This window comes from Serratia sp. H1w, from assembly GCF_000633355.1.
Classification (GTDB): Bacteria; Pseudomonadota; Gammaproteobacteria; order Enterobacterales; family Enterobacteriaceae; genus Chania.
This window is the reverse complement of record NZ_AYMQ01000106.1, coordinates 24,308-48,528: the sequence shown is the minus strand read 5'-3', so window position 1 is coordinate 48,528 and position 24,221 is coordinate 24,308. Positions and strand designations below refer to the sequence as shown.

24 protein-coding genes are annotated in these 24,221 nt (G+C 53.0%); 11 read left to right on the top strand and 13 right to left on the bottom strand.

Annotated features, from left to right (window positions below; all coding sequences use genetic code 11):
- Nucleotides 1-53 precede the first annotated feature (53 nt).
- The 3 genes from U869_RS0123280 to hxpB form a co-directional block, all read right to left on the bottom strand.
- Nucleotides 54-602, bottom strand: coding sequence for a metal-dependent hydrolase (locus U869_RS0123280; protein WP_025121208.1), 549 nt, complete (start codon nucleotides 600-602; stop codon nucleotides 54-56).
- A 207-nt stretch (nucleotides 603-809) separates the two neighbouring features.
- Nucleotides 810-1,571 (bottom strand): 2-dehydro-3-deoxy-D-gluconate 5-dehydrogenase KduD, encoded by a 762-nt coding sequence (gene kduD / locus U869_RS0123275; RefSeq protein WP_025121209.1) that lies wholly within the window; start codon nucleotides 1,569-1,571, stop codon nucleotides 810-812.
- Between the two features lie 209 nt (nucleotides 1,572-1,780).
- Complete coding sequence (gene hxpB / locus U869_RS0123270; RefSeq protein ID WP_025121210.1) at nucleotides 1,781-2,446, bottom strand: hexitol phosphatase HxpB; 666 nt, start codon at nucleotides 2,444-2,446, stop codon at nucleotides 1,781-1,783.
- A gap of 214 nt (nucleotides 2,447-2,660) precedes the next feature.
- Here hxpB and U869_RS0123265 point away from each other — a divergent pair, with 214 nt between their 5' ends.
- Entirely contained in the window at nucleotides 2,661-3,221 is a 561-nt protein-coding gene (locus U869_RS0123265; protein ID WP_025121211.1) for a YniB family protein, read from the top strand.
- Nucleotides 3,222-3,278: 57 nt separating this feature from the next.
- Here the strand turns inward: U869_RS0123265 and U869_RS0123260 are convergent, their stop codons facing one another.
- Complete coding sequence (locus U869_RS0123260; RefSeq protein WP_025121212.1) at nucleotides 3,279-4,148, bottom strand: fructosamine kinase family protein; 870 nt, start codon at nucleotides 4,146-4,148, stop codon at nucleotides 3,279-3,281.
- A 232-nt stretch (nucleotides 4,149-4,380) separates the two neighbouring features.
- Here U869_RS0123260 and U869_RS0123255 point away from each other — a divergent pair, with 232 nt between their 5' ends.
- Nucleotides 4,381-4,830, top strand: a complete 450-nt coding sequence (locus tag U869_RS0123255) for a GNAT family N-acetyltransferase (RefSeq protein ID WP_025121213.1) — start codon at nucleotides 4,381-4,383, stop codon at nucleotides 4,828-4,830.
- A 17-nt stretch (nucleotides 4,831-4,847) separates the two neighbouring features.
- On the opposite strand, the gene U869_RS0123250 is transcribed toward U869_RS0123255, so the two are convergent.
- From U869_RS0123250 to ghoS, 5 genes are all read right to left on the bottom strand, one after another.
- Nucleotides 4,848-5,705 carry a metal ABC transporter permease gene (locus U869_RS0123250; RefSeq protein ID WP_025121214.1) on the bottom strand — a complete coding sequence of 286 codons (858 nt, stop codon included), beginning with the start codon at nucleotides 5,703-5,705 and terminating at the stop codon, nucleotides 4,848-4,850.
- Entirely contained in the window at nucleotides 5,705-6,568 is an 864-nt protein-coding gene (locus tag U869_RS0123245; protein WP_025121215.1) for a metal ABC transporter permease, read from the bottom strand. The genes U869_RS0123250 and U869_RS0123245 overlap by 1 nt, the downstream gene beginning before the upstream one ends.
- Nucleotides 6,568-7,458, bottom strand: a complete 891-nt coding sequence (locus U869_RS0123240; RefSeq protein ID WP_025121216.1) for a manganese/iron ABC transporter ATP-binding protein — start codon at nucleotides 7,456-7,458, stop codon at nucleotides 6,568-6,570. Before U869_RS0123240 ends, U869_RS0123245 begins: the two co-directional genes overlap by 1 nt.
- Nucleotides 7,455-8,393 (bottom strand): metal ABC transporter substrate-binding protein, encoded by a 939-nt coding sequence (locus tag U869_RS0123235; RefSeq protein ID WP_025121217.1) that lies wholly within the window; start codon nucleotides 8,391-8,393, stop codon nucleotides 7,455-7,457. Before U869_RS0123235 ends, U869_RS0123240 begins: the two co-directional genes overlap by 4 nt.
- Nucleotides 8,394-8,522: 129 nt before the next feature.
- Nucleotides 8,523-8,822, bottom strand: coding sequence for a type V toxin-antitoxin system endoribonuclease antitoxin GhoS (gene ghoS, locus U869_RS0123230; RefSeq protein ID WP_025121218.1), 300 nt, complete (start codon nucleotides 8,820-8,822; stop codon nucleotides 8,523-8,525).
- Between the two features lie 109 nt (nucleotides 8,823-8,931).
- On the opposite strand from ghoS, the gene U869_RS0123225 reads away from it, so the two are divergent.
- The 4 genes from U869_RS0123225 to U869_RS0123210 all read left to right on the top strand — a co-directional run bounded on the left by U869_RS0123225 (nucleotide 8,932) and on the right by U869_RS0123210 (nucleotide 13,722).
- Nucleotides 8,932-9,594 carry a transglycosylase SLT domain-containing protein gene (locus U869_RS0123225; protein ID WP_021178197.1) on the top strand — a complete coding sequence of 221 codons (663 nt, stop codon included), beginning with the start codon at nucleotides 8,932-8,934 and terminating at the stop codon, nucleotides 9,592-9,594.
- A gap of 263 nt (nucleotides 9,595-9,857) precedes the next feature.
- Nucleotides 9,858-10,583, top strand: a complete 726-nt coding sequence (locus tag U869_RS0123220; protein ID WP_025121220.1) for a gluconate 2-dehydrogenase subunit 3 family protein — start codon at nucleotides 9,858-9,860, stop codon at nucleotides 10,581-10,583.
- Between the two features lie 2 nt (nucleotides 10,584-10,585).
- Nucleotides 10,586-12,370, top strand: coding sequence for a GMC family oxidoreductase (locus U869_RS0123215; protein ID WP_025121221.1), 1,785 nt, complete (start codon nucleotides 10,586-10,588; stop codon nucleotides 12,368-12,370).
- An 11-nt stretch (nucleotides 12,371-12,381) separates the two neighbouring features.
- A complete protein-coding gene (locus tag U869_RS0123210; RefSeq protein WP_025121222.1) occupies nucleotides 12,382-13,722 on the top strand; it encodes a cytochrome c in 1,341 nt (446 codons plus the stop codon).
- Between the two features lie 1,271 nt (nucleotides 13,723-14,993).
- Here the strand turns inward: U869_RS0123210 and U869_RS0123205 are convergent.
- Complete coding sequence (locus tag U869_RS0123205) at nucleotides 14,994-15,587, bottom strand: hypothetical protein (RefSeq protein WP_025121223.1); 594 nt, start codon at nucleotides 15,585-15,587, stop codon at nucleotides 14,994-14,996.
- A 291-nt stretch (nucleotides 15,588-15,878) separates the two neighbouring features.
- Between U869_RS0123205 and U869_RS0123195 the strand changes: the two genes are divergently transcribed.
- On the top strand, nucleotides 15,879-16,763 hold the full coding sequence (locus U869_RS0123195) for a PHP domain-containing protein (protein ID WP_025121225.1): 885 nt from the start codon (nucleotides 15,879-15,881) through the stop codon (nucleotides 16,761-16,763).
- A 229-nt stretch (nucleotides 16,764-16,992) separates the two neighbouring features.
- Nucleotides 16,993-18,276, top strand: a complete 1,284-nt coding sequence (locus U869_RS0123190) for a serine/threonine protein kinase (RefSeq protein ID WP_025121226.1) — start codon at nucleotides 16,993-16,995, stop codon at nucleotides 18,274-18,276.
- A gap of 37 nt (nucleotides 18,277-18,313) precedes the next feature.
- Here the strand turns inward: U869_RS0123190 and U869_RS0123185 are convergent, their stop codons facing one another.
- The 3 genes from U869_RS0123185 to U869_RS0123175 form a co-directional block, all read right to left on the bottom strand.
- Nucleotides 18,314-19,000 carry a MarC family NAAT transporter gene (locus tag U869_RS0123185; protein WP_025121227.1) on the bottom strand — a complete coding sequence of 229 codons (687 nt, stop codon included), beginning with the start codon at nucleotides 18,998-19,000 and terminating at the stop codon, nucleotides 18,314-18,316.
- A gap of 72 nt (nucleotides 19,001-19,072) precedes the next feature.
- Nucleotides 19,073-20,437, bottom strand: a complete 1,365-nt coding sequence (locus U869_RS0123180; protein WP_025121228.1) for an MATE family efflux transporter — start codon at nucleotides 20,435-20,437, stop codon at nucleotides 19,073-19,075.
- A 101-nt stretch (nucleotides 20,438-20,538) separates the two neighbouring features.
- Nucleotides 20,539-21,117, bottom strand: coding sequence for a DUF2239 family protein (locus tag U869_RS0123175; RefSeq protein ID WP_029987647.1), 579 nt, complete (start codon nucleotides 21,115-21,117; stop codon nucleotides 20,539-20,541).
- A gap of 304 nt (nucleotides 21,118-21,421) precedes the next feature.
- Here U869_RS0123175 and thrS point away from each other — a divergent pair, with 304 nt between their 5' ends.
- The 3 genes from thrS (at nucleotide 21,422) to rpmI (ending at nucleotide 24,200) form a co-directional block, all read left to right on the top strand.
- A complete protein-coding gene (gene thrS / locus U869_RS0123170) occupies nucleotides 21,422-23,350 on the top strand; it encodes a threonine--tRNA ligase (protein ID WP_025121230.1) in 1,929 nt (642 codons plus the stop codon).
- A gap of 3 nt (nucleotides 23,351-23,353) precedes the next feature.
- Nucleotides 23,354-23,905 carry a translation initiation factor IF-3 gene (infC, locus tag U869_RS31065; protein ID WP_071683678.1) on the top strand — a complete coding sequence of 184 codons (552 nt, stop codon included), beginning with the start codon at nucleotides 23,354-23,356 and terminating at the stop codon, nucleotides 23,903-23,905.
- Nucleotides 23,906-24,002: 97 nt separating this feature from the next.
- Nucleotides 24,003-24,200 (top strand): 50S ribosomal protein L35, encoded by a 198-nt coding sequence (rpmI, locus tag U869_RS0123160; protein ID WP_024485856.1) that lies wholly within the window; start codon nucleotides 24,003-24,005, stop codon nucleotides 24,198-24,200.
- The last annotated feature ends 21 nt before the right edge of the window (nucleotides 24,201-24,221 follow it).

Genomic DNA, 24,221 nt, shown 5'->3' with positions numbered 1-24,221 from the left:
GAAATCGTCGACTTAATGAGCGAAAAGGCGGATAAATCAGCGATTTTTTGTGATCACAGTCGGATATTTTTTATTTGCTCAAAATAGGACTGCACGGGAAAGGTGTAATCCCCTTGCCAGTAGATGGCGAAAGCGACCAGACATAAGCACAGCACCCGCTCCAGCTGGTTGCCTTTTTGTGAGTTCAATATCGGCAGGCAGAATCGCCAGCGGCAGGGCCAGAGCAAAGGCACGCCAGCGGGAGTAAGCATATCGGCCAGCAGGTGGCTGAAATAACCGATAATCATGGCGTGCAGCACGTCGGCGGGAATGGGCCAACCGCGCGGCACTTCCAGCTGAAATAGCCACATGCCGCCGACAATAGCCAGCAGGCTATGGGTGAAACCACGATGGCCAAAGGCGCGTGAGATGGGGACCGCGATCCAGCGCAGTCGCTGACCGAGGATGGATTTAGGGTGATCGATATCGGGTAACAGTGACGTCAGCAGCGCGGCAGGGATGATGTGCCACCAGTCGCCAGTGGCGAGCACGGGCGTGACCTCCGCTTTCTTGGCAAAGATCGCGCAGGCAACAGAGAAAATAAGATGTCCTTCCGCGGTCATGTTGCGATATTCCGGCCACTAAACTGTTAATTTATCCAGTGTATGGGAATTTGCACAGTAACGGAAGCGGTTACCCTGTAACTATTTGTTAATTTTACGCCGTTTTACAAAGGGTTGAAACCTCATTGCGGGTAGGTATCTGCGTGTCTCATTATGTTGTCGGGGCGCTGCATGCTGCCCCGTTCAAATTTGCTCAATCTTTCAGGATCAGCGAGCCAGCCAGCCGCCGTCGACCGCGAGGGTGTAGCCATTAACATAGTCAGACGCTGCCGAGGCGAGGAAGACGACCGGCCCCATTAAATCTTCCGGTGTACCCCAGCGTCCGGCGGGAATACGCTCCAGGATCTGCTGGTTACGGTCCTCATCGCTACGCAGTTGTTGGGTATTGTTGGTGGCCATATAACCCGGCGCAATGGCGTTGACGTTAATCTGGTATGGCGCCCATTCATTGGCCAGCAGCCGTGTGATGCCCAGTACCGCGCTTTTCGACGCGGTGTAAGACGGCACGCGGATGCCGCCCTGGAAAGAGAGCATCGAAGCAATATTGATAATTTTCCCGCCGCTGCCCTGGCTGATGAACTGTTTGGCCACCGCCTGTGCCATAAAGAACAGGGTCTTGATATTGACGTCCATCACCTCATCCCAGTCTTGTTCACTGAAATTCAGGGCATCTTCACGGCGGATAATCCCTGCGTTATTCACCAGGATATCGATCCTGCCAAACGCCTCTACGGCGCTGGCTAGCAGTGAAGGGATGACGTCAATGCTGCCGAGATCGGCATTCAGGTTCAGGAATCTGCGCCCGGTCTGGGTGACTTTGCTCATAGTCTCAAGCGGTTGACTGCGGTTAACACCGATAATGTCGCAACCGGCTTGCACCAGTCCAACGGCAATGCCTTGCCCCAGGCCGGTATTACAACCGGTGATCAACGCCACTTTACCCGTTAAGTCGAAGGAATTCAGGATCATAACTTGGTTCTCTTGCCGTGAGGGAAGAAAGCACCGGGTTTTCGGTGGCAGCCGCGTGGTAGTGACAGTGTCACCTAATCGCCCGGTGTTTTCTTTATCCGGCCAGCATAAAGGGAATGGCAGCGTAATTCAATTAAAATGAAACGATGTTTTATTTATTTTATGAGGAGGATGGGGGAAAGGCATCAGCGTAGCCGATGCCGTCAAAATCAGCTCAGGTGGGCGGCAGTCAACTGCTCGAGACTTTGCAACTTAAGGTCGGCCAAGGACCAGCGGGGATCCTGGCAGTATTCGTGCGCAGGGATCACGATCGACTTCATGCGTGCCGCTTTGGTGGCAATCATGCCGTTGAAAGAGTCTTCCAGAGTGATGCATTGCTGCGGTTCGCTGCCAAGCCGTTCGGCCGCGATCAGATAGACTTCCGGGTGCGGTTTGCTATGCGGCAGATATTCGGCCGAAACCAACTGGTCGAAATAGCTCTCCAGATCGAACATCTTCAGCACCTGTTGCTGCATATGCAGTGGGGAGGCGGAAGCCAAACCGATGTTCAAATCCAGGCTACGGCACAGTTCCAGCGCATGCTGCACCCCAGGTAGCAGCGGGCGTTTTTCCCGTACCAACTCGATGGCGCGCTCGATAATACGGCCAGCCACCTCCTCCTGAGAAGGCCCTTGCCACGGCATGGCCTGGAACCACATCCGTACCACCAGATCGATGCGTAAGCCCAGCGTATCCGGCAGTTTGTGACGATCGGACAGATCCAGACCCAATGAACTGAAGATATCCATTTCCGCTTGTAACCACAGCGGTTCAGAGTCGATCAGCAGACCGTCCATGTCAAAAATTGCGGTTGCTATGCGTTGCGAATAAGCCATTAACAATTAACTCCTGCAGCACCAGTAAAAGAAAATGTTTTCGTCACTCTATCATCTTTGCTCAGGCTCCTGCACCCCTCCGACCCCGGGCTGTTTGCTCAAAGTGCAGGATCTCTCTGGATTAGACGCCAAGACGAAGAAAACGGTGGGCGAGTTTCATTAACTACAGGTAGACTTAGCCCAACAACGGTTACGTCGCTTACAAGGGGAACACATGACGTATCAACAGGCTGGGCGCGTTGCCATACTGAAACGCATTTTCGGATGGGTTGTTTTCATCCCGGCGTTACTTTCAACGCTGGTTTCGCTGCTGGGTTTTGTTTATCAACACAGTGAGAAGAGCAAAGGGATCAACGCCGTGATGCTGGATTTTGTCCACGTCATGGTCGACATGGTGCGCTTCAATACATCATTCCTGAATATTTTCTGGTACAACTCGCCGGTACCGGACGTCGATAAGAGCCTGTTTAGCGGCGCTAATCTGATGTTTATCATTATCTATTTCCTGATTTTTGTCGGCTTGGCATTGCAGACTTCCGGCGCGCGCATGTCGCGTCAGGTGAAGTTTATCCGCGAGGGCCTGGAAGATCAGATGATCCTGGAACAGGCCAAAGGCAGCGAAGGGCATACGCGTGCGCAATTGGAGGAGCGGGTAACGCTGCCGCACCACACCATTTTGCTGCAATATTTCCCGCTGTATATCTTGCCGGTAGTGATTGCCGTGGTCGCTTATTTTGTCCTCAAGCTGCTTGGGCAAATGGCCGGTGTGGCCTGACCAGGCGTTGAGATTGGGTCAATGATTTCAGGGCGCTGCTTGCAGCGCCCTGATTGTTTAAAGCACATCAGGATGCAACAGGTTGTCGACAGCCCGTTGTGCCATGACCAGATGTTGACCGCCAAACAGGTTGCTGCGGTTGAGCAGGTAATAAAGCTGATACAGCGGCTGACGTTCGATAAACCCGGCCTCCAGCGGCCATACGCTCTGATAGCCGTCATAAATCTGGGCTGGCAAATCAGGATACAGTGGCAGCATCGCCAAATCACACTCCCTGTCGCCCCAATAGCAGGCCGGATCGAACAGTAAAGGCCCATCGGCGGCTTGAGCACAGTTGGCAGGCCACAGATCGCCATGCAGCAGGGAAGGCTGCGGCTGATGGTTTTGCAACCTCAGATACACCACGTCGATAATCTCGTCGATATCACCGAAGGTCATGCCCTTTTCCGCCGCCAGTTGGAGCTGCCAGCCGATACGTTGCTCGGCAAAAAATTCCGCCCAACGGCGCTGCCAGGCATTGGGTTGTGGGGTGGTGGAAAGATGGTTATCGAAGTCGAGCCCGAACTGCGGCTGTTCGCTCCATTGGTGCAGACGGGCCAACTGTTGCCCGAGGCAGTGCGCCCCGTGAGCATCCAGCGGTTTGAGCGGCTGATACTCCAGCAGCAGGAAACTGTAATCGCGATCGCTGCCAACCCCATACACCTCGGGGACTCGTACGGTCTTGCTGCGTGCCAGCAGGGCCAGTTGATCGGCCTCTGCGCTGAATATCGGCAGCAATTCGCGGGTATCGCATTTAACAAACACCTCGCTGTCACCGTAACTCACGCGCCACGCTGGGTGGATTTCTCCCCCGGGTAGTTCAGTCCTTTCGCGGATTTCTGCGCTGCCAAGATGCTCACTCAACAGACGGCTAACGGCTTGCCACATAGTAATCCCCTTGTGTTGCCTGCGATTTCATTAGGTTAGCGTCTTTCCTGCTGCGAAAACACGATATGGCGCACAGCTGCGCCATCTATTGACGAAAAAATCATCGCCGCGTGTCTGGTCAAAGTATATACGCTATTGATTAATTTAAGTACGCCCCCGCTTGCAACTTGGTAAAAGCTCGGCGATGTTTAGCTGTTACCTTGATATTAATCAGTTTCAGCGGGAGTAGGGAATGGAGCCGAGCCAGCAGTGGCAGCGCGGAGAGTTTCGCATCAACAGTGATAAAAGTGAGTTGGATCTGGCATTTACCCACGCTTTTTTGGCGACCACCCGTTGGGCGCAGGGGATCTCGTTGGCAACGGTACAGCAGTCGATTGATAACAGCCTGTGCTTCGGCCTTTATCATCAACACCGGCAAATCGGCTTTGCCCGGCTGGTGACGGACTACGCCACGTTTGGCTATTTGTGTGATGTGTTCGTCATGCCCAAGTTTGCGCGACAAGGGCTGGCCAAATGGCTGATGGTCTGTATGTTGGAGCATCCTGTATTGCAGCGCCTGCGACGCATCATGCTGGTGACCAGCAGCGCCCCAGGGCTGTATCAACAGGTGGGATATCAGCCGGTCAACAAGCAGGATTTTGTCTGGCAAATCGCCCGGCCTGATATTTATCAGCAGCAATAATGCCGCTTAGCCGAGCGCTATTGGCCTTTCGCCAAGCGGGCTTCGTGGCGTTGCACCGGCTTGAAGTGGCTGTAGAGCAGGGCGATAACAAACAGCAGCGCCTGTACGATCACGATGCACGGCCCGGTGGCACCATCGATATGAAAACTGATCAACGTCCCCAGCACGCAGGAAAACACCGATGCGACGGTGGCGACGGTCAGCATCCGGTTGAAGCTGCGGCACAGGGTAAACGCAATGATGCCCGGAGCAATCAGCATCGCAATCACCAGGATCACTCCCACCGCCTGTAGCGAGGCCACAATGGTTAACGCCAGCAGGCACAGCAAGCCGTAATGCAGCAGCTTCACCGGCAGACCGATTACGCGTGCATGGTTGGGATCGAAACAGTAAAGCATAAAGTCCTGGCGCTTGAGCAGCACGATCGCCAGCGTGATCCCGGCGATCCACAAGGTTTGCCGCAGCTCGCTGTCGGTGATCCCCAGCATATTGCCGAACAGGATATGGCCAAGGTGCTGATCGGTATCGATGCGGGCAAACAGCACCAACCCAAAGGCAAACATACCGGAGAACACGATCCCCATCACCGTGTCTTCTTTCACGCGACTGTTCTCTTTCAGATAGCCCGTTGCTACCGCACAAAAAATGCCGGAAAGAAAGGCACCAATCGCCAGCGGGATGCCAAACACAAAGGCCAGCACGATGCCGGGCAGCACCGCGTGTGAGATGGCATCCCCCATCAGTGACCAGCCTTTCAACACCAGATAGCAGGACAGCACGGCACAGACCACGCCGGTAACGATGGCCGCGATGATGGCGCGCTGCATAAAGGGATAGGCGAACGGTTCCGAGAGCCATTGCATCAGGTATTCCATCAGTTGCCCTCCGGGGGATTGCTACGGGTGACGCGGCGTTTTGAGGCTAATAGTCCATGCTTCGGTGCGAACAGGAAGGCAGCCAGGAACACTAACGTTTGCAGCGTGACGATCACGCCACCGGTTGCCCCGTCAACGAAGAAGCTCAGGTAAGCGCCCAGGCCGCTGGTTATGGCACCAATCGCAATGGCAATAATCACCAGGCGACCAAACCGGTCGGTCAGCAGATAGGCAGTGGCACCCGGTGTGATCACCATAGCGATCACCAGAATGGCGCCAACGGTTTGCAATGCCGCTACGGTACAGGCGCTGAGCAGAGTGAAGAACAGGATCTTCAACTTCAATGGCGAAAGCCCGATCGAGACCGCATGATTTTCGTCGAAAAATACCGCCAGCAGGTCTTTCCACACCAGGCATAAGATTAGCAGTGAGACGCCGATGATAATCTCCACCTGCAACACGTCTTCGTCGGCGATGCCGAGAATGTTGCCGAAGATGATCGACTGCACGTTCACCGAAGTAGGGTTGAGCGAAATGATCAACAGGCCGACGGCGAAGAAAGTAGAGAAAATAAAGCCGATAATCGCATCTTCACGCAGGCGGGTAACGTGGCGTACCAGCGTCATCGCCAGCGCGGCCAACATGCCGGTGAAAAACGCACCGGCCGCATAGGGCAGGCCAAGGGCGTAGGCACCGGCTACGCCGGGTACCACGGAGTGGGAAAGCGCATCACCCATCAACGACCAGCCTTTCAGCATCAGATACGCTGACAGAAAAGCACAGGCCGCGCCGACGATGGCACTCACCCACATCGCTTTGACCATGTAGTTATAGTTGAACGGTTGCAGCAGGATCTCAAGCATCAGGGGTTATTCTCCTTTTGCTGGCTTTGTGCCGGAGGATCGCTTTTGGTATGGCCATAAAACACCGCAGGGCGCTCGTCATCGGTTAATACCGTTACGGTGCGGGGATCGTTGTCATCGTGCAGGTCAGGCCCGGAGAGGTTGATATGACGCAATACGCCACCAAATGCCTGTTCCAGATTGCTTTGCGTGAAGGTGGTTTCGAGCGGCCCTGCGGCCAGCACGGTACGGTTAATCAGGATCACCCGATCGCAAAACTCCGGTACGCTGCCAAGGTTATGAGTCGACACCAGGATCAGGTGGCCCTCATCGCGCAACGCACGTAACAGCTCGATAATGGCGTTCTCGGTTTTGACATCCACACCGGTAAACGGCTCATCAAGCAACAGCACCGTACCCTGTTGGGCCAAGGCACGGGCCAGGAAGACCCGCTTCTTCTGCCCACCGGAAAGCTCGCCAATCTGCCGGCTGCGCAACTCACTCAGGCCTACACGTTCCAGTGCCTTATCGACCCACAGCCGATCCTCTTTTTTAGGGATACGCAGGAAATTCATTTTGCCGTAGCGGCCCATCATCACCGCGTCTTCCACCAGCACCGGGAAGTTCCAGTCAACCTCTTCGGTCTGCGGCACGTAGGCGATGATATTTTTCTTCAGCGCGGCAACAACCGGTTGTCCGCTCAGCATGACCTGGCCGGACGTGGGCTTTACCAGGCCCATGATGCTTTTGAACAAAGTGGATTTACCGCTGCCGTTCACCCCTACGAGGGCACAGATTGAACCGCCGCTAAGGGTAAAGCTGGCGTTCTGGATCGCCGTATGGCCGTTGTTATAGGTGACCGATACGTCATCCACGCTAAGTTCGGGGCGGATAAAGGTCTCTGTGCTCATTGATTAAATCCTTTGGCGATGGTCTGCACGGTGACATTGAGCAGGTCGATGTAGGTCGGCACCGGACCGTCTGCGGTAGACAGGGAATCGACATACAGCACGCCACCGTATTGCGCGCCGGTTTCTTTGGCTACCTGCTTGGCAGGCTTATCCGAAATGGTGCTTTCACTGAATACCACCGGAATGTGGTTGGCCCGCACGGTATCGATCACCCGGCGTACCTGCTGTGGCGAACCCTGTTCGTCGGCATTGATCGGCCACAGATAGACTTCTTGCAGTTGGTAATCTTTGGCCAGATAGCTGAATGCGCCTTCGCTGGTTACCAGCCAGCGCTGAGCCGCCGGAATACGTGACAGACGCTCACGCAGCGGAGCATCCAGCGCCGCGATTTTTTCGGCATAGGCTTTGGCATTACGGTTATAGATTTCCGCATTGTCGGGATCGTGCTCTACCAACGCTTTGCGGATGTTCTCAACGTAGATCAGCGCATTGCTTGGCGACATCCAGGCATGAGGATTGGGATTACCGTTATACGGGCCTTCGTGGATCGGCAGCGGAGTGATCCCTTCGGTCACTACCGCGGCGGGCACCTGTTTGATATTTTCAAAGAAGCGCTGGAACCAGCGTTCCAGGTTCATGCCGTTCCATAAAATCAGATCGGCGTGTTGTGCCTTGACGATATCCCGCGGTGTGGGCTGATAATCGTGGATTTCTGCCCCAGGTTTGGTGATGGATTCGACTACGGCGGCGTCGCCAGCCACGTTCTGGGCGATATCCTGGATAATGGTGAACGTTGTCACCACGCGCAGCTTTTCCTTCGCCAAAGCCGGTTGGATCAAGGCAATAACGCTGAGCCATACGCAGAGCAGGGCTAGGGGGCGCAAGCGGGACAGGCTAAAACGACGATAAGTAAATACGTTGTTTTTCATTGGCATGATGACGTCTCCAGATTCAAATGAAAATGATTATCAATATCAATTGAGCGGAAGTCAAGCATCACCAAGCGCGGCCGAGGGGTTATTTTGTTGTTAATGAAATAATACCGCCTTGTGAGTTATAGCATTTTATGTATCCGGATGTAACTGTTTAAAGTAGTCACTACGGGTAACTACTGTCACATCCGGCTTTTCTCCTAATGCCACTTCGCCCAACCCTTGCGCCAGATTATGTACATCCTCTTGATTTAATGGCGTAATTATCGAATAACTGTTAATGCCCAATTCACGTGGAACGCCGTTTTCGTCGTTGATGGTGGTGGAAAAACCGGCCAGCGTCATTTGTCCGGTTAAATTAGCTAAATCGGTTAAGCTACGTTCCGGATAGTGGAAAGACACCACAAAAGCTGTGGAGGAAGATTGACTCATAAATCACCTCTTGGTATATGGATAGCCAGAGAATAGACCATAAAAGTCAGGCAGGTATCCTTACCCGTTGTATATGCTTCGCAACTCATTGAAAGGAGTGAGGGATTCTGTGAAAACAAAAATAGGTTGCCTGATGGCAATCGTACTATTAGCCGGTTGTGCGAAAGATCCGCAAACAACGGGCAACCAGGCAGGCAGTGGCACTTCGGGCGGTTGGCTAAAAACCCCACCGCAAACACCAAGCAACCGCACCGGGACACCGGTCGCTTATAACGATTATATCCGTCAGGCTGCCAGCAACTATGGCGTCGACGAAACACTGATTAAAGCGATCATTCAGGTGGAGTCCGGGTTTAATCCGAACGTGGTCAGCACCTCGAATGCCGTGGGATTGATGCAGCTGAAGGCTTCAACCGCAGGACGCGATGCTTACCGTATGAAGGGAAAGAACGGGCAGCCAAGCTCACGTGAGTTGAAGGATCCGGCGGTCAATATTGATCTGGGAACAGCCTATATCAATATTCTTCAAAGCCAGCAGCTAGCCGGGATCACTAACCCACAGACGTTACGCTATGCCACCATCGTTTCCTATGTGAACGGGGCAGGCGCGATGTTACGGACGTTCTCATCGGATAAACGTGTGGCGGTCAACCGCATTAATCAGATGAGCCCGGACGAGTTTTATCAGCATATCCAGAAGAAACACCCGGCACCGCAAGCGCCACGTTACTTATGGAAGGTTACCACCGCTTATCAAGCGATGGCGGACTAGCTCTAGATTGCTCATCACCGGTCTCAACAAGAGGCCGGTTTTGTGATTTATTCCCATCAAAAGCGTGCGCCACATCCCATTTCTGCTTATCTCCTCCCTGATGATCTAAAAAACCGCACAAATAGTTACCGGTAACATTTTTGCTAAAGCTCACATTCTGACCTTCAATAAATAGACAATAACGTTACAAATTATTTTGAAATCCCATATCGACCGCAAGGTTGAGGTTAAATAGTTGTGATTACTTTTGGATGGAATGTGATATGTCGAACAATAAAACTAACAACTCCCGGCGCGATTTCTTGCTGAAATCGATGACGTTGATCCCCGCCGCCGTTATCGGAGGCAGTGGTGTGAGTGCCTTGACGGCTCCCACACCGGTGCTTGCCGCTAGCGATACTCCCAAACAAGCTGACTATCAACCGACCTTCTTTACTCCCGAAGAGTGGGCCTTTGTGCAGGCAGTAGTCGCACGGTTAATCCCTGCGGACGACCGCGGTCCTGGCGCTTTGGAAGCGGGCGTGCCGGAGTTTATCGATCGACAGATGAATACGCCTTATGCCACCGGTTCCATCTGGTACATGCAAGGGCCGTTCAATCCCGATGTTGCCCCGGAAATGGGTTATCAACTGCCGCTGGTGCCCAAACAGATTTATAACCTGGGTATTGCTGAGGCGGATGCCTATAGCAAGAAAACGACCGGTAAGGTATTCGCCGAGCTGGATAGTGCACAACAGGATGCACTGTTGCATAAATTTGAATCTGGCGAGGCCGAGTTTGCGCAATTGCCTGCCAAGCTGTTCTTCTCTTATCTGTTGCAAAACACCCGTGAAGGCTTTTTCAGCGATCCGATCCATGGCGGTAACAAAGAGATGGTGGGATGGAAGCTGATTAATTTTCCGGGCGCACGCGCCGACTTTATGGACTGGGTTGAGCGAGGGGAACGTTATCCCTTCCCGCCGGTATCTATTCGTGGGGAGAGAGGATAATTATGGCAACGGTAATGAAGAAGCAGGATGTAGTGATCGTCGGGTTTGGCTGGGTTGGTGCTATTATGGCGAAGGAGTTGACCGAAGCCGGGCTGAACGTGGTTGCGCTCGAGCGTGGCCCAATGCGCGATACCTACCCGGACGGCTCCTACCCGCAGGTGATCGACGAACTCACCTATAATATCCGCCGTAAACTGTTCCAGGATCTCTCCAAAAGTACCGTGACCATCCGTCACGATACCAGTCAAACCGCAGTCCCGTATCGCCAGTTGGCGGCTTTCCTGCCGGGTACCGGCGTAGGTGGTGCAGGTCTGCACTGGTCTGGCGTGCATTTCCGTATCGATCCGATGGAACTGCGTATGCGCAGCCATTATGAAGAGCGCTATGGCAAAAGCTTTATCCCAAAAGATATGACGATCCAGGATTTTGGCGTGAGCTATGACGAACTGGAACCGTTCTTCGATAAGGCCGAGAAAGTGTTTGGCACCTCCGGCACCGCCTGGACGGTGAAAGGGCAGTTGGTAGGTAAAGACAAGGGCGGTAACCCGTTTGCGCCAGATCGTTCCGACCATTTCCCGCTGCCAGCGCAGAAGAACACCTTCTCTGCACAGCTGTTTGAAAAGGCGGCACGCGATGTTGGCTATCATCCTTACAACCTGCCTTCGGCCAATACCTCAGATTCGTACACCAACACCTATGGCGCGCAGATGGGGCCTTGCAACTTCTGCGGTTACTGTAGCGGTTATGCCTGCTATATGTATTCCAAGGCTTCACCGAACGTCAATATCCTGCCCGCACTGCGGATGGAAAAGCGCTTTGAGCTGCGTACCAACGCCAATGTGCTGAAGGTTAACCTGACCGCCGATAAAAGCCGGGCGACCGGGGTTAACTATATCGATGCCCAGGGCCGTGAGATCGAACAGCCTGCCGATTTGGTGATCCTTGGTGCCTTCCAGTTCCACAATGTGCACCTGATGTTGCTCTCCGGCATTGGCAAACCTTACGATCCGCAGACCGGCGAAGGAGTGGTGGGGCGCAACTTTGCCTACCAGAACCTGACCACCATCAAGGCGTTCTTCGATAAGGACGTTCACACCAATCCATTTATTGGCGCGGGCGGCAACGGCGTTGGTCTGGATGATTTCAATGCGGATAACTTTGACCACGGTAAGGAAGGGTTTGTCGGTGGTTCACCGTTCTGGGTTAACCAGGCCGGTACCAAGCCGATCTCCGGGCTGCCAACGCCTCCTGGCACACCTGCCTGGGGCAGCAAATGGAAAGCCGCAGTGGCGGATGCCTATACGCACCATGTCTCCATGGATGCGCATGGTGCACACCAGTCTTATCGTAGCAACTACCTCGATCTCGATCCGAACTACAAGAATGTGTTTGGCCAACCGCTGTTGCGCATGACCTTCGACTGGCAGGAAAACGACATCAAGATGGCGCAGTTTATGTTTAACAAAATGGCTCCGATCGCCAAGGCGATGAACCCGAAACTGATTTCCGGCAGCCCGAAAAACGCCAACAGCCACTTTGACACCACCAGCTATCAAACCACCCATATGAACGGCGGTGCGGTGATGGGGGAAGATCCCAAGACCAGCGCGGTAAACCGCTACCTGCAAAGCTGGGACGTGCATAACGTGTTCTCTATCGGTGCTTCGGCCTTCCCGCAAGGGCTGGGTTACAACCCGACCGGCACCGTTGCCGCGTTGACTTACTGGTCTGCCCGCGCCATTCGCGAGCAGTATCTGAAAAATCCAGGCCCATTGGTGCAGGCATGAGGACGCGAGCGATGAAAGTATTGATCCCCGCACTGGTTCTCAGTGCGCTGAGTTTTTCCGTATTGGCCCAGGAGGCCACCGTCAGCAGTGAACTGATCAAACGGGGGGAGTATCTGGCCCGTGCCGGCGACTGCGTGGCCTGCCATACCAATGGTAAAAGTGGCGTGCCCTTTGCGGGCGGCCTGGCGATGGAGACGCCGATTGGCACCATCTACTCCACCAATATTACCCCGGACAAAAAAACCGGTATTGGCGACTACAGTTTCGAAGACTTCGACAATGCGGTACGTAAAGGCGTTGCGAAGAACGGCAGCACCCTGTATCCGGCGATGCCGTATCCTTCGTTTGCACTGGTGAAAGAGGATGACATGCGGGCCATGTACGCCTATTTCATGCACGGCGTGCAGCCGGTAGAACAGGCTAACCAGGACTCCGATATTCCGTGGCCGCTTTCCATGCGCTGGCCACTCAGCCTCTGGCGTGGGATGTTTGCACCGACACCGGCCGATTTCACGGCGAACGCCAACGCCGATCCGGTCGTTGAACGTGGCCGCTATCTGGTCGAAGGGCTGGGGCACTGTGGGGCCTGCCATACGCCGCGCAGCCTGACCATGCAAGAGAAGGTGCTGAGCAACACGGAAGGGGATGAATACCTGTCCGGCAGCAACGCGCCGATCGACGGTTGGGTAGCTTCCAGCCTGCGTGGCGAGAATAAAGAAGGTTTGGGCACCTGGAGCGAAGCCGAGCTGACCGAGTTCCTGAAAACCGGCCGTAACGATAAATCTATGGTCTTCGGTGGTATGAGTGACGTGGTTGAACATAGTCTGCAATATCTCAGCGATGAGGATTTGACGGCTATCGCCCGCTATCTGAAAACCTTACCGCCGAAAGACGGGAAGCAACAGACAGCACCGGTTGAAGACAGCGTCGCCAAAGATTTGTGGCGCGGTAACGACAGCAAGCCTGGAGCGGCGCTATACGTCGATAACTGTGCTGCCTGTCACCGTACCGATGGCGTTGGCTACAAACGTGCCTTCCCGGCGTTGAAGGGCAATCCGGTGGTGCAGACGGAGGACGCGACCTCGCTCATCCATATTGTGCTGGTTGGCAATATTACGCCAGCGGTGAAGGGCGCGGTTTCCAACCTCACCATGCCGCCGTTTGGCTGGCGTTTGAACGACCAGCAGGTCGCGGATGTGGTTAACTTCATCCGTTCAAGCTGGGGTAACGATGCCAAGGCAATCAGTGCCTCCGATGTGGCCGATGTACGCAAAGATCGCTCAATAATCCGTAATGAGCAGGCGATGGGCAGTGCTGCTATCCCAGAGTCAGCGCCGGTGGGTGCCAAGTAATTCTCCCAAGGGCCTCATTCGAGGCCCTTTAATCGTCTAATAGCCAACCCAAATAGATTAGATATCTTAATGGCCATCTTAATCGATTGATTTTCGATCTCTTTTATTGGCATCTTTCTAGAGGATTCACCTATCAAAACAAGATATATCCGTGTTATTTAGATGGTTATATGGTTTGTTAATGTCATGTGTTTGTTTTTAGATGAATTTTCATGCACTGTTTTTGCGGGTGAATACTACGTTCTTTAATGATATTACTGTCTATTGCAAGGAGAGGTGCTTGCTAGGGAGGTGGTAATGGTAATACTGTTATTAGTGGTGGTTTATGTTTCCGTCGCTTTTGAGGTAGATCGGCGTAAGCGTCTTTGCATTGGCGCAGGCCGCAGATATGGCTACAAAAAGCGTATTAATTGGCAGAGGAAATGTGTGAGGTTAATTGACACCTTGCTCTTTAGAACATGACCCTGTTGGGTCTATCACCCGACAAGATTATCAAGATATTGTCGTCTTGCTGTTTTTTAAAAGGGGATTGCCTCAATTGTGGGGCATTCTCCATACTCTCCCAGCTAGAAAAAATCTGATATTTACCTCGGAAAAGCTATTTCTCCTATGCTCAGTCAAAGTTCGTCATGGCGCATAAAAAATTCAAATCTGTTATCGATTTAGCCAGGGTTTAGTGAGACATGACTGGATGTAAATATATGTTATTCCGATGTAATTGGTGGCAGGAGAACCTAGCTGCCATTGATTGGTGTTATATTATTTTGCTTATATATTCTTTGGTTGATTAATTCTTAATCATTTTGTTGCTTTATTTTTTAGAATATTAACCTGTTTATTAAGTTATTGACTGGTCCAACCAGATTATCCTGTTGTGAGTGTTGCTTAATGTGATGTTTTTTATTGCATTTTTTATGGTGTAAATTACATGTGATCCAAAAGTCTATCAGTGTTACTACTATTAATGACCAAGGAGAACCAAGAGGGAGGGAGACTATGACAATATTGATCGTAGTTCTATTGGTCATCGTTTATGTCTGTATCGCTTTCGAAGTTGCCAGAAGAAAGCGGCTTACGATGCGGACAGGTCGAAGCTACACGGATAAAAAACGCAGCGGCTTTAAAAAGAAATGCGCCAGATTAATCAAATTACTGTTTTTCCGGACATAGCGACAACACCAGGGAATTCGATATTTTAAGGCGGCAGCGATCGTCGGGGGATATCGACAAGCCGGAACTATTCCATTGCCAACCTGTCGATATTATGCTGATTAATTCAAATCTGGCCGAACCGCGTTGAGATCGGACTCGGAAAATACGCCTTGCAGGGTGCAGAGCAAAGACGCCGTGCCGTCACGGTTTTTCTCAATAAAGAACAGTTTCTCGGCCGTTTGTTTACCAGGGGTGGAACCGGCATTTGGTTGTTTGTTGATCGCCCAGTTGCTGTGGTTACTGTCTTTGATCATGGGGCCATGTATATAGGGGCCGTTATTATTTAGCAATGCGATCTGTTTGCCGACTTTTTTTACCACCACGTCAAAGGCTTCGTCGGTTTCAAAGCCCCAAAAATAGTACTCCCCCGCACCGGGATGGTTTTTATCTATGTTGCTATACCTGCTGATATATCTGTTCAGCGTCAGATCGCCATCCCGGTAGCCTTTGGCATCCAGGGTGACATTGCCTTTTTCTTTGATCGGTTGGGCATTGGCGAGCCGGATCAGAGTATCGATCTGCTTATTGCCTTTCATTTGCTTGAAGAACGCAGCATCGCAGGCGGCAAGGCTGTTAACCACCGTATCTGCAACGGATGAAAAACTGACTAACACTGTTAGTGCTACCGCGCCTACCACCTTTTTGCTAACCATACCTGTCACCTTTACCAAGAGATTGCACGGGATGCGGCCAAGCGCTTAGCCAGTGCGGAAATGTTCGGAATTAACCTAAGTCATTATAGCCAGAGCTGTGCTATCGGGGGGAATGCGTTCATACCGTTTAGTGCCAGGCATGGCAGAATTCGGACTATCCTGACGGACTCAGCTACGTCTGTGATGAGAGCGGATTTGTGATCCTGTCGGTAAAACACGGCAAATCCGCTGTAAGCATTCAGCCGCTGCTTTACTATGGTGGCAGACTGAGTATTTGCCGAGGACATGGCCATGGAAAAAATCGACCTGCATATGCATTCCAACTACAGTGATGACGCGGACTTCCCGGTGGCAACCGTGATCGCACGCTGCCAGGCCAATGGCATCAGTACGTTGGCGGTGACCGACCATAATAATGCCAAATCGGTACCGGAGGCCAAGGCATTGGCTTCATCCAGCCTGAATGTGCTGTCCGGTATTGAGATTGACTGTACTTTTGCCGGACGCAACTTCCACCTGTTGGGCTACGGTTTTACCCCCAGCAATGACTTTGTTGAAATCTATGACAATTTCAGCGCCATTCAACGGGAACTGACGCCACAAAAGTTTGACAAACTGCGCGGGTTGAAATTCCATCTGGATGAGCAGCGGCTGGAGCAGGTGTGTGGTGGTGCCATTCCGCAGGAAGAGCAGATGGGTGAGGTGATCCTCGAAGACCCGCGCAACGATGGTCATCCGTTGCTGATGCCTTATCGTCCAGGAGGGGAAAGGGCCGATATGCCACTCATCAACTTTTACTGGGACTTTTTTGGCCCAGGAAAGGTTTGCTATATGCCGGTCACCTATCCTGCCATGAGTCGCATGGTGGAAGTGATCCGCCATAATGGGGGAATACCGATCCTGGCGCATATTGGTGCCAACGTTAAACAGGATCACACTCAGGTCATCGATGAGATGCTGAAGATTGGCGTGATGGGCGTTGAGGTGTTCTCCAGCTACCATTCGCCAGAGTTAGCCAGCCTGTTGTATGAGTTTACCGTTGGCCGCTCGGCGTTCGTTACCTGTGGCAGCGATTTCCATGGGCGTAACAAGCCAAAAATAGAAGTTGGGCAATGCGCTTACGGCCCGCAGCATATTGGCGAAATACGCCGGTTTGTCGCTGCCGCCAGCGCCTGAAACGCTGCTATCCCACCTGACTCGTGAGCGGCCTTGGCTGCTCACGAAGCGTGCAGTTAACCGCCAAAACATAGACCATCCTGCAGATTTTCATTATCCTTTGCCGTCCTTTTATCAGGTAGGTGAATTTATCTCGCCGTTAATATCCTGTTTTACATATGCATTCTACGGAGAAGGGAGTTTCCGTCGGGCGCGTTCGTTGGCGCTGCAGATTAAGGTAAGCTGTCTCATGAGTACGATTTCTCCAGATCATGGTACGTTGGCTATTGCCCAACCGACCAAATGGAACAAGACCGACACCGTCTGGATGTTCGGGTTATACGCTACTGCCGTGGGTGCAGGCACGCTGTTTCTGCCCATCAATGCCGGTTTGAACGGCCCACTGGTGCTGTTATTGATGGCGCTGTTCGCTTTCCCGCTGACCTATTTACCCCATCTGGCGCTAACCCGCTTTGTCCTTTCTGGCTCCAGCCGCGATGGCAATATTCAGGACGTGGTGGTCGAACATTTCGGCGTGCTGGCTGGCAAGATCATTATGGTGCTGTACCTGATGGCATTTTTCCCCATCGTCCTGGTCTACAGCATTTCCATCACCAACGCGTTGGACAGTTTTCTGACCCACCAATTTCATTTCGCCCCGGTGCCCCGGATCTGGTTGAGTCTGGCGGTGGTAGTGGTGCTCAATCTGGTGCTGCTGCGTGGAAAGGATACGATTGTGGCCGCGATGGGCGTCCTGGTATTTCCGCTGTTGGTATTTCTGATGGGGATCTCGCTGTATTTGGTGCCGACCTGGCAGACCGAGAACTTTGTCAGCGGCTTGGCGAACACCCAGTTTGACAGCCCTGATCTTTGGCATTCCCTCTGGCTGGCGGTGCCAGTGATGGTGTTTTCCTTTAGCCATGCGCCGATCATTTCCTCGTTCGCTTCCACTCAGAAAGGCTTATACGGCGACAAGGCCGAGCGCCGCTGTGCGCGGATTATGCGTTACAGCTACCTGCTGATTTGTGTCACCGTATTGTTCTTCGTATTCAGCTGCGTGCTGAGCCTGTCACACCAGGAGATGGAGCAGGCGAAAGCACAGAACATCACGGTGCTGACCACCCTGGCCAACAAGTTTTCCAATCCGCTGATTGCTTATCTGGGGCCGGTAATGGCGATGTTGGCGATGGCAAAGTCCTATCTCGGCACGTCTTTGGGTGTGACTGAAGGGGCTACCAGCCTGATCGATGGGGTGACACGCGCCGTTGGCAAACCGATGGGTTCCAAAACGACCCACCGTATTTCCGGCGTGCTGCTGTTTTTGCTCACCTGGGCGGCTACCGTCTGGAATCCGAGCGCTTTACATATCATTGAAACCATTAGCGGCCCGTTAATTGCGGTGATCCTGTTTATTCTGCCGATGTATGCGGTGCGTGCAGTTCCGGCAATGCGCCGCTATCGTGCCCTGAGTAATGTTTTTGTTTTGGTGATGGGGGTCATTGCGCTTTCCGCTTTGGTCTACGGGCTGGCATAGCGATCAAATTGGCCCCGCAGAGGCGGGGCCGGTTGGGTTAGCTCACAGGCACGTAGGTAGAGATCAGTTCCAATATCCCGTTGATAATAAACTGCACGCCCATACATACCAGCAGGAAGCCCATCAGGCGGGAAATAGCCTCGATACCGCTTTTGCCAACCAGCTTCATGATCCCCGTAGAACTGCGTAAACAGATCCACAAAATGACCGCTATCGACAGAAAAATGGCGACGGGTGCGACCAGGAATACCCAATGGGCAAAGCCCAGGGTATTTTCTTTTACGCTCGATGAGGTGCTGATGATCATGGCTATAGTCCCCGGCCCGGCGGTACTTGGCATAGCCAGCGGCACAAAAGCGATATTCGCCGAGGTCTTCTTGCGCAGCTCTCTGGTTTTGGTCTCGACTTCCGGGGCTTCATCGGCGGCCTGCTGTGGAAATAACATGCGAAACCCGATAAAGGCGACAATTAAACCACCGGCGATCCGCAGACCGGGGATAGAGATCCCAAAGGTGCTCATCACTACCTGGCCGGCATAGAACGCGACGGTCATGATAAAGAACACGTATACCGACGCCATCAGCGACTGATGATTGCGCTCTTCGTTGGTCATATTGCCTGACAGGCCAAGCAGCAACGCCACGGTGGTCAGTGGGTTGGCCAGTGGCAACAGTAAGGCTAACCCGAGCCCGATGGCCTGAAACAATTGCAGAACACTCGACATAAAACAAACCCCAGCAAGAGAAGGAAGTGCAGGCGTAGCTAATACGCCCAAAAGGTATTACCACTGCCAGCGTCAGACCAGACGCTCAATTTTTCTGTGCCTCCATACCAATCTATAAAACGTTGTCTGCAATGCCAGCATTGTCAAATAGGCAATAGGGAACGCCATCCATACGCCCTGTAGGCCAAAGTGCTCGCTGAGCAGATAGGCGGCAGGCAACTGCACGGCGACTATACACAGAATAGAGATCGTCACTGGCACCACCACTACGCCGCTGGCGCGCATGATGCCGCCGACGATCGCCTGGAAGCCAAAGACCAGCATGCTCCACAGCATGATATGCAACAAATGCTCCGCTTCTGCCAATACCGTCGGGCTGGTCAGGAACAGGCCCAGGATCCAGTGTGACAGCAGGTAAACCAGAATGATCAACGAACCGGTCAGCCAGAGGTTGATAAACAGCCCGGTACGCAAGATGGGAGCAATCCGTTCCGTTTTACCCGCGCCGATGGCCTGAGCGCCTAAAATAGAGGCGGTCACGGCGATCGACAGGGCAGGGAACTGGACATAGTTCACGATCTGCGTCACTGCGCCATAGGCTGCTGTGGCATCCGAGCCGTGGCGGTTGACCAGCGTCAGGATGATCAGTTCAGACATCGAAATTACCACCATTTGCAGACCCGTGGGCAAGCCAATACGTAACACTTTGCGTAATACCACCATGTCCAGCTTCATCGCGGCAAGCATGGCCCGATCGGGGGCCAACACATGCTTTTTGCGGCGCAGGCGTAATGTGAGGTACAACATAGCCAGTGCGTTACCCACCATGCCCGCCAGGGCGGCGCTCTGAATGCCCATAGGGGCAAAGCCCAACCAGCCACGGATCAATGCCGGAGTGAGCAGCAAGCCGACGATGGTAGACAGCAGCAGGGCTAAAAGTGGCGAAACCGTGTCACTGACGCCGCGCAGTAGCTGAGTGAATAGGACAAACACCAGCAGCAGCGGCATGATCAGCATTATCACACGGGCGTAGGAAACCGCCTCTTCAAGCACGTCTGCGGGCGTGCCTAGCGCTTGCAACGCCTGGCGGGCAAACAGACTGCCAAATACCGCCGCCAGCAAGCCAAGCAACACGCCCAGCATCAAGGCGGTACCGGCAATGGTTTTAACTTTTTCCGGTTCATTCGCGCCCCATGCCTGCCCAATCAGTACCGAGGCACCCGCCCCGACGCCAATCACCAACGAGATGAAGAAGAACACGACCGGGAACATGCCGGAGATGGCGGCCAAGGCATGGGTACCGAGCATCTGGCCAATATAGATGCCGTTGAGCGTGCCGGAAAATCCTTGCAGGAAGTTGGCCAGCACCATGGGCACCAAAAAGACTAGATAGATGCGCCAAAGCGGTGGCTGCTTATGCTGTGGACGGGTTTGCATTCAATGTTTTCCTGCGGCTGAAAAGGCCAGTAAAGAGTATCAAGGATACAGAGGATCATGCGTAGGGGCGCTTCATGCTGCGCCCGCCAGGATATCAGATGTCACCGCGGGAACGCATCGCGGGTCATCCAGGCCAGGTGAGCCTGGATATCGGCTGGCCAATGCGCGGTACGCTCGGCAAACAGTTTGCCATCGTGGCCAAACAGCGCGCGGGTGGCTTCCTCATAGCCCGGTAAAGCACCGGCGATAGCCGTCATAAAGCGATAGACGTTCTCTTTGCTACGGCGCTCATTCTCCTGATCGACCGTAGCGCGTCTGGCTTCATCAACCAGACGACGTAGCGCCGCAGAAGCCCCGCCACGCTGTTGTGCCAACCATTCCCAATGACGGGGCAGGAGGGTGACTTCCCGGGCAACCACGCCGAGCTTGGGCCGACCAACCGAGGGTTGAGTTGCTGGCTCGCCGTCTTGTTCTGCGACATCGCCATCGGGCTGAGGCCAAACATAGCCTGCTGGCCAAGGGTAATCCACCTGGGAGCCGGTGGCATCATCAAACACCAACAGGCCGCCGGCAGTCAGGTCTAGCGCTGCCAGCGCCTGTGCGACTTCGGCATAAGGCCCCGCAGCCACTCGTCGATGCTGCAAGAATGCGGTACAGCTTGGTGTATTGAGGGTTTTCATATTCTTTATATCCGGGTTTAATTATTTTACCCGGGTAATTTGACCAAGACGTGTCAGGAAGTCAAGTGTTATCAATTATGCTGCAGGGTAAACTGCGCTTTATTTATCCTCCACAGATTTAATGTTACTATTCGCGAGGCTGTGAGCAGCCACTGGAGGTTCGCGTGTTACTAACGGACCAAGTTGTGCGTCAATCTGGCAATTGTGGGCGAGATATGGCGCATAACTGACTCAACACTAACCAAAATATCTGTACTACATGTGATCTGTCGTGTGGGTCACCACTGTAGATAAGGAATTATTAATGCCTGTTATTACTCTTCCTGACGGTAGTCAGCGTCAATACGACCATGCCGTTTCCCCGCTGGATGTTGCCCGTGATATCGGTCCTGGCCTTGCCAAAGCCTGTATCGCCGGCCGCGTTAACGGTGAACTGGTCGATGCCAACGATGCGATCGAATCCGACGCGCAATTGGCCATCATCACCATCAAAGATGCCGAAGGCCTGGAAATCATGCGCCACTCTTGTGCGCACCTGCTGGGTCATGCGATCAAACAACTGTGGCCGGATACCAAAATGGCCATTGGTCCAGTGATCGATAACGGTTTCTACTACGACGTTGACCTCGACCATACCCTGACGCAGGAAGATCTGGATCTGCTGGAGAAGCGGATGCATGAATTGGCCGACAAAGATTATGACGTCATCAAGAAAAAAGTGAGCTGGCAGGAAGCCCGCGACACCTTCGCAGCCCGTGGCGAAAGCTACAAGGTGGCGATTCTGGATGAGAATATCAGCCGTGACGACCAGCCTGGCCTGTATCATCACGAAGAATACGTGGATATGTGCCGTGGCCCGCACGTGCCGAACATGCGTTTCTGCCACCATTTCAAACTGCAGAAAACCTCCGGTGCCTACTGGCGTGGCGACAGCAAAAACAAAATGCTGCAACGTGTCTACGGCACTGCCTGGGCAGACAAGAAGCAGTTGAACGCCTACCTGCAACGCCTGGAAGAAGCGGCCAAGCGTGACCACCGCAAGATCGGCAAGCAGCTCGACCTGTATCATATGCAGGAAGAGGCACCTGGCATGGTGTTCTGGCATAACGACGGCTGGACTATCTTCCGCGAACTGGAAGCCTTTGTGCGCATGAAGCTCAAAGAGCACCAGTATCAGGAAGTGAAAGGGCCGTTCATGATGGACCGTGTGCTGTGGGAAAAAACCGGCCACTGGGAAAACTACAAAGACGCGATGTTCACCACCTCTTCCGAGAACCGTGAATATTGCATCAAGCCGATGAACTGCCCGGGCCACGTGCAGATCTTCAACCAGGGTCTGAAATCCTACCGTGATCTGCCGCTGCGTATGGGCGAGTTCGGTAGCTGCCATCGTAACGAGCCATCCGGTTCGCTGCATGGTCTGATGCGTGTGCGTGGCTTTACTCAGGATGATGCCCACATCTTCTGTACCGAAGACCAGGTTCGTTCCGAAGTGAACGACTGCATCAAAATGGTCTACGATATGTACGGTGTGTTTGGCTTTGAAAAGATCGTGGTGAAACTCTCCACCCGTCCGGAAAAGCGCATCGGTACTGATGAAATGTGGACTCGAGCCGAAAACGATCTGGCCGCTGCGCTGACTGAAAACGGGATTCCGTTTGAATATCAGCCGGGTGAGGGCGCTTTCTACGGACCAAAAATTGAATTTACCTTGCATGATTGTTTGGATCGCGCATGGCAATGTGGTACCGTGCAACTCGATTTCTTCTTACCGGGCCGTTTAGGCGCGTCGTATGTTGGCGAAAACAACGAACGCGTGGTCCCGGTAATGATCCACCGTGCTATTCTTGGCTCCATGGAGCGCTTCATCGGTATCCTTACCGAGGAATATGCCGGTTTCTACCCAACCTGGATTGCTCCAGTGCAGGTAGTGGTGATGAATATCACCGACAGCCAGTCTGATTATGTCCAGCAATTGACCAAAAAACTGCAAGATGCAGGGATTCGGGCAAAAGCGGACTTGAGAAACGAGAAGATTGGCTTTAAAATTCGCGAACATACTTTACGACGGGTTCCATACATGTTGGTGTGCGGTGATAAAGAGGTCGAATCAGGCAAAGTTGCCGTTCGTACCCGCCGTGGCAAAGACCTGGGGAGCCTGGACGTACAAGAAGTCGTAGACAAGCTGCTACATGAGATCCGCAGCCGAAGTCTTCATCAACTGGAGGAATAAAGTATTAAAGGCGGAAAACGAGTTCAACCGGCGCGTCCAAATCGCATTAACAAAGAAATTCGCGCGCAAGAAGTTCGCCTAACCGGCGTCGATGGCGAGCAGATTGGTATTGTCAGTCTGAATGAAGCTCTTGAAAAAGCTGAGGAAGCGGGTGTTGATTTAGTAGAAATCAGCCCAAATGCCGAACCGCCAGTTTGCCGGATCATGGATTACGGCAAATTCCTCTACGAGAAGAGCAAGTCGACCAAAGAACAGAAGAAGAAGCAAAAAGTTATCCAGGTCAAGGAAATCAAATTCCGTCCTGGCACCGATGATGGCGACTATCAGGTCAAACTACGCAACCTGATTCGCTTTCTGGAAGATGGCGATAAAGCCAAGATCACCCTGCGGTTCCGTGGGCGTGAAATGGCGCACCAGCAGATCGGTATGGAAGTGCTTAACCGCGTCCGTAAAGACCTGTGTGAAGATATTGATCTGGCAGTTGTCGAATCCTTCCCTACTCGGATCGAAGGCCGTCAGATGATTATGGTGCTCGCACCCAAGAAGAAACAGTAAGGCTTCCAAGTAATCGAACCCACGCCGTGCAAGCGTGCGTGGGTTTTGTTCGCCTCACTGATTCGTTGTTTAACAATGCGAAGTGGATTTAATTAACATGCCAAAGATTAAAACTGTACGTGGTGCAGCCAAGCGCTTCAAAAAGACCGGCAGCGGTGGTTTTAAGCGCAAACATGCTAACCTGCGTCATATTCTGACCAAAAAAGCAACCAAGCGTAAACGTCATCTGCGTCCGAAAGGCATGGTGTCTAAAAACGATCTGGTCCTGGTTATCGCGTGCCTGCCGTACGCATAAGCCACATTTTTTGAATCTAGA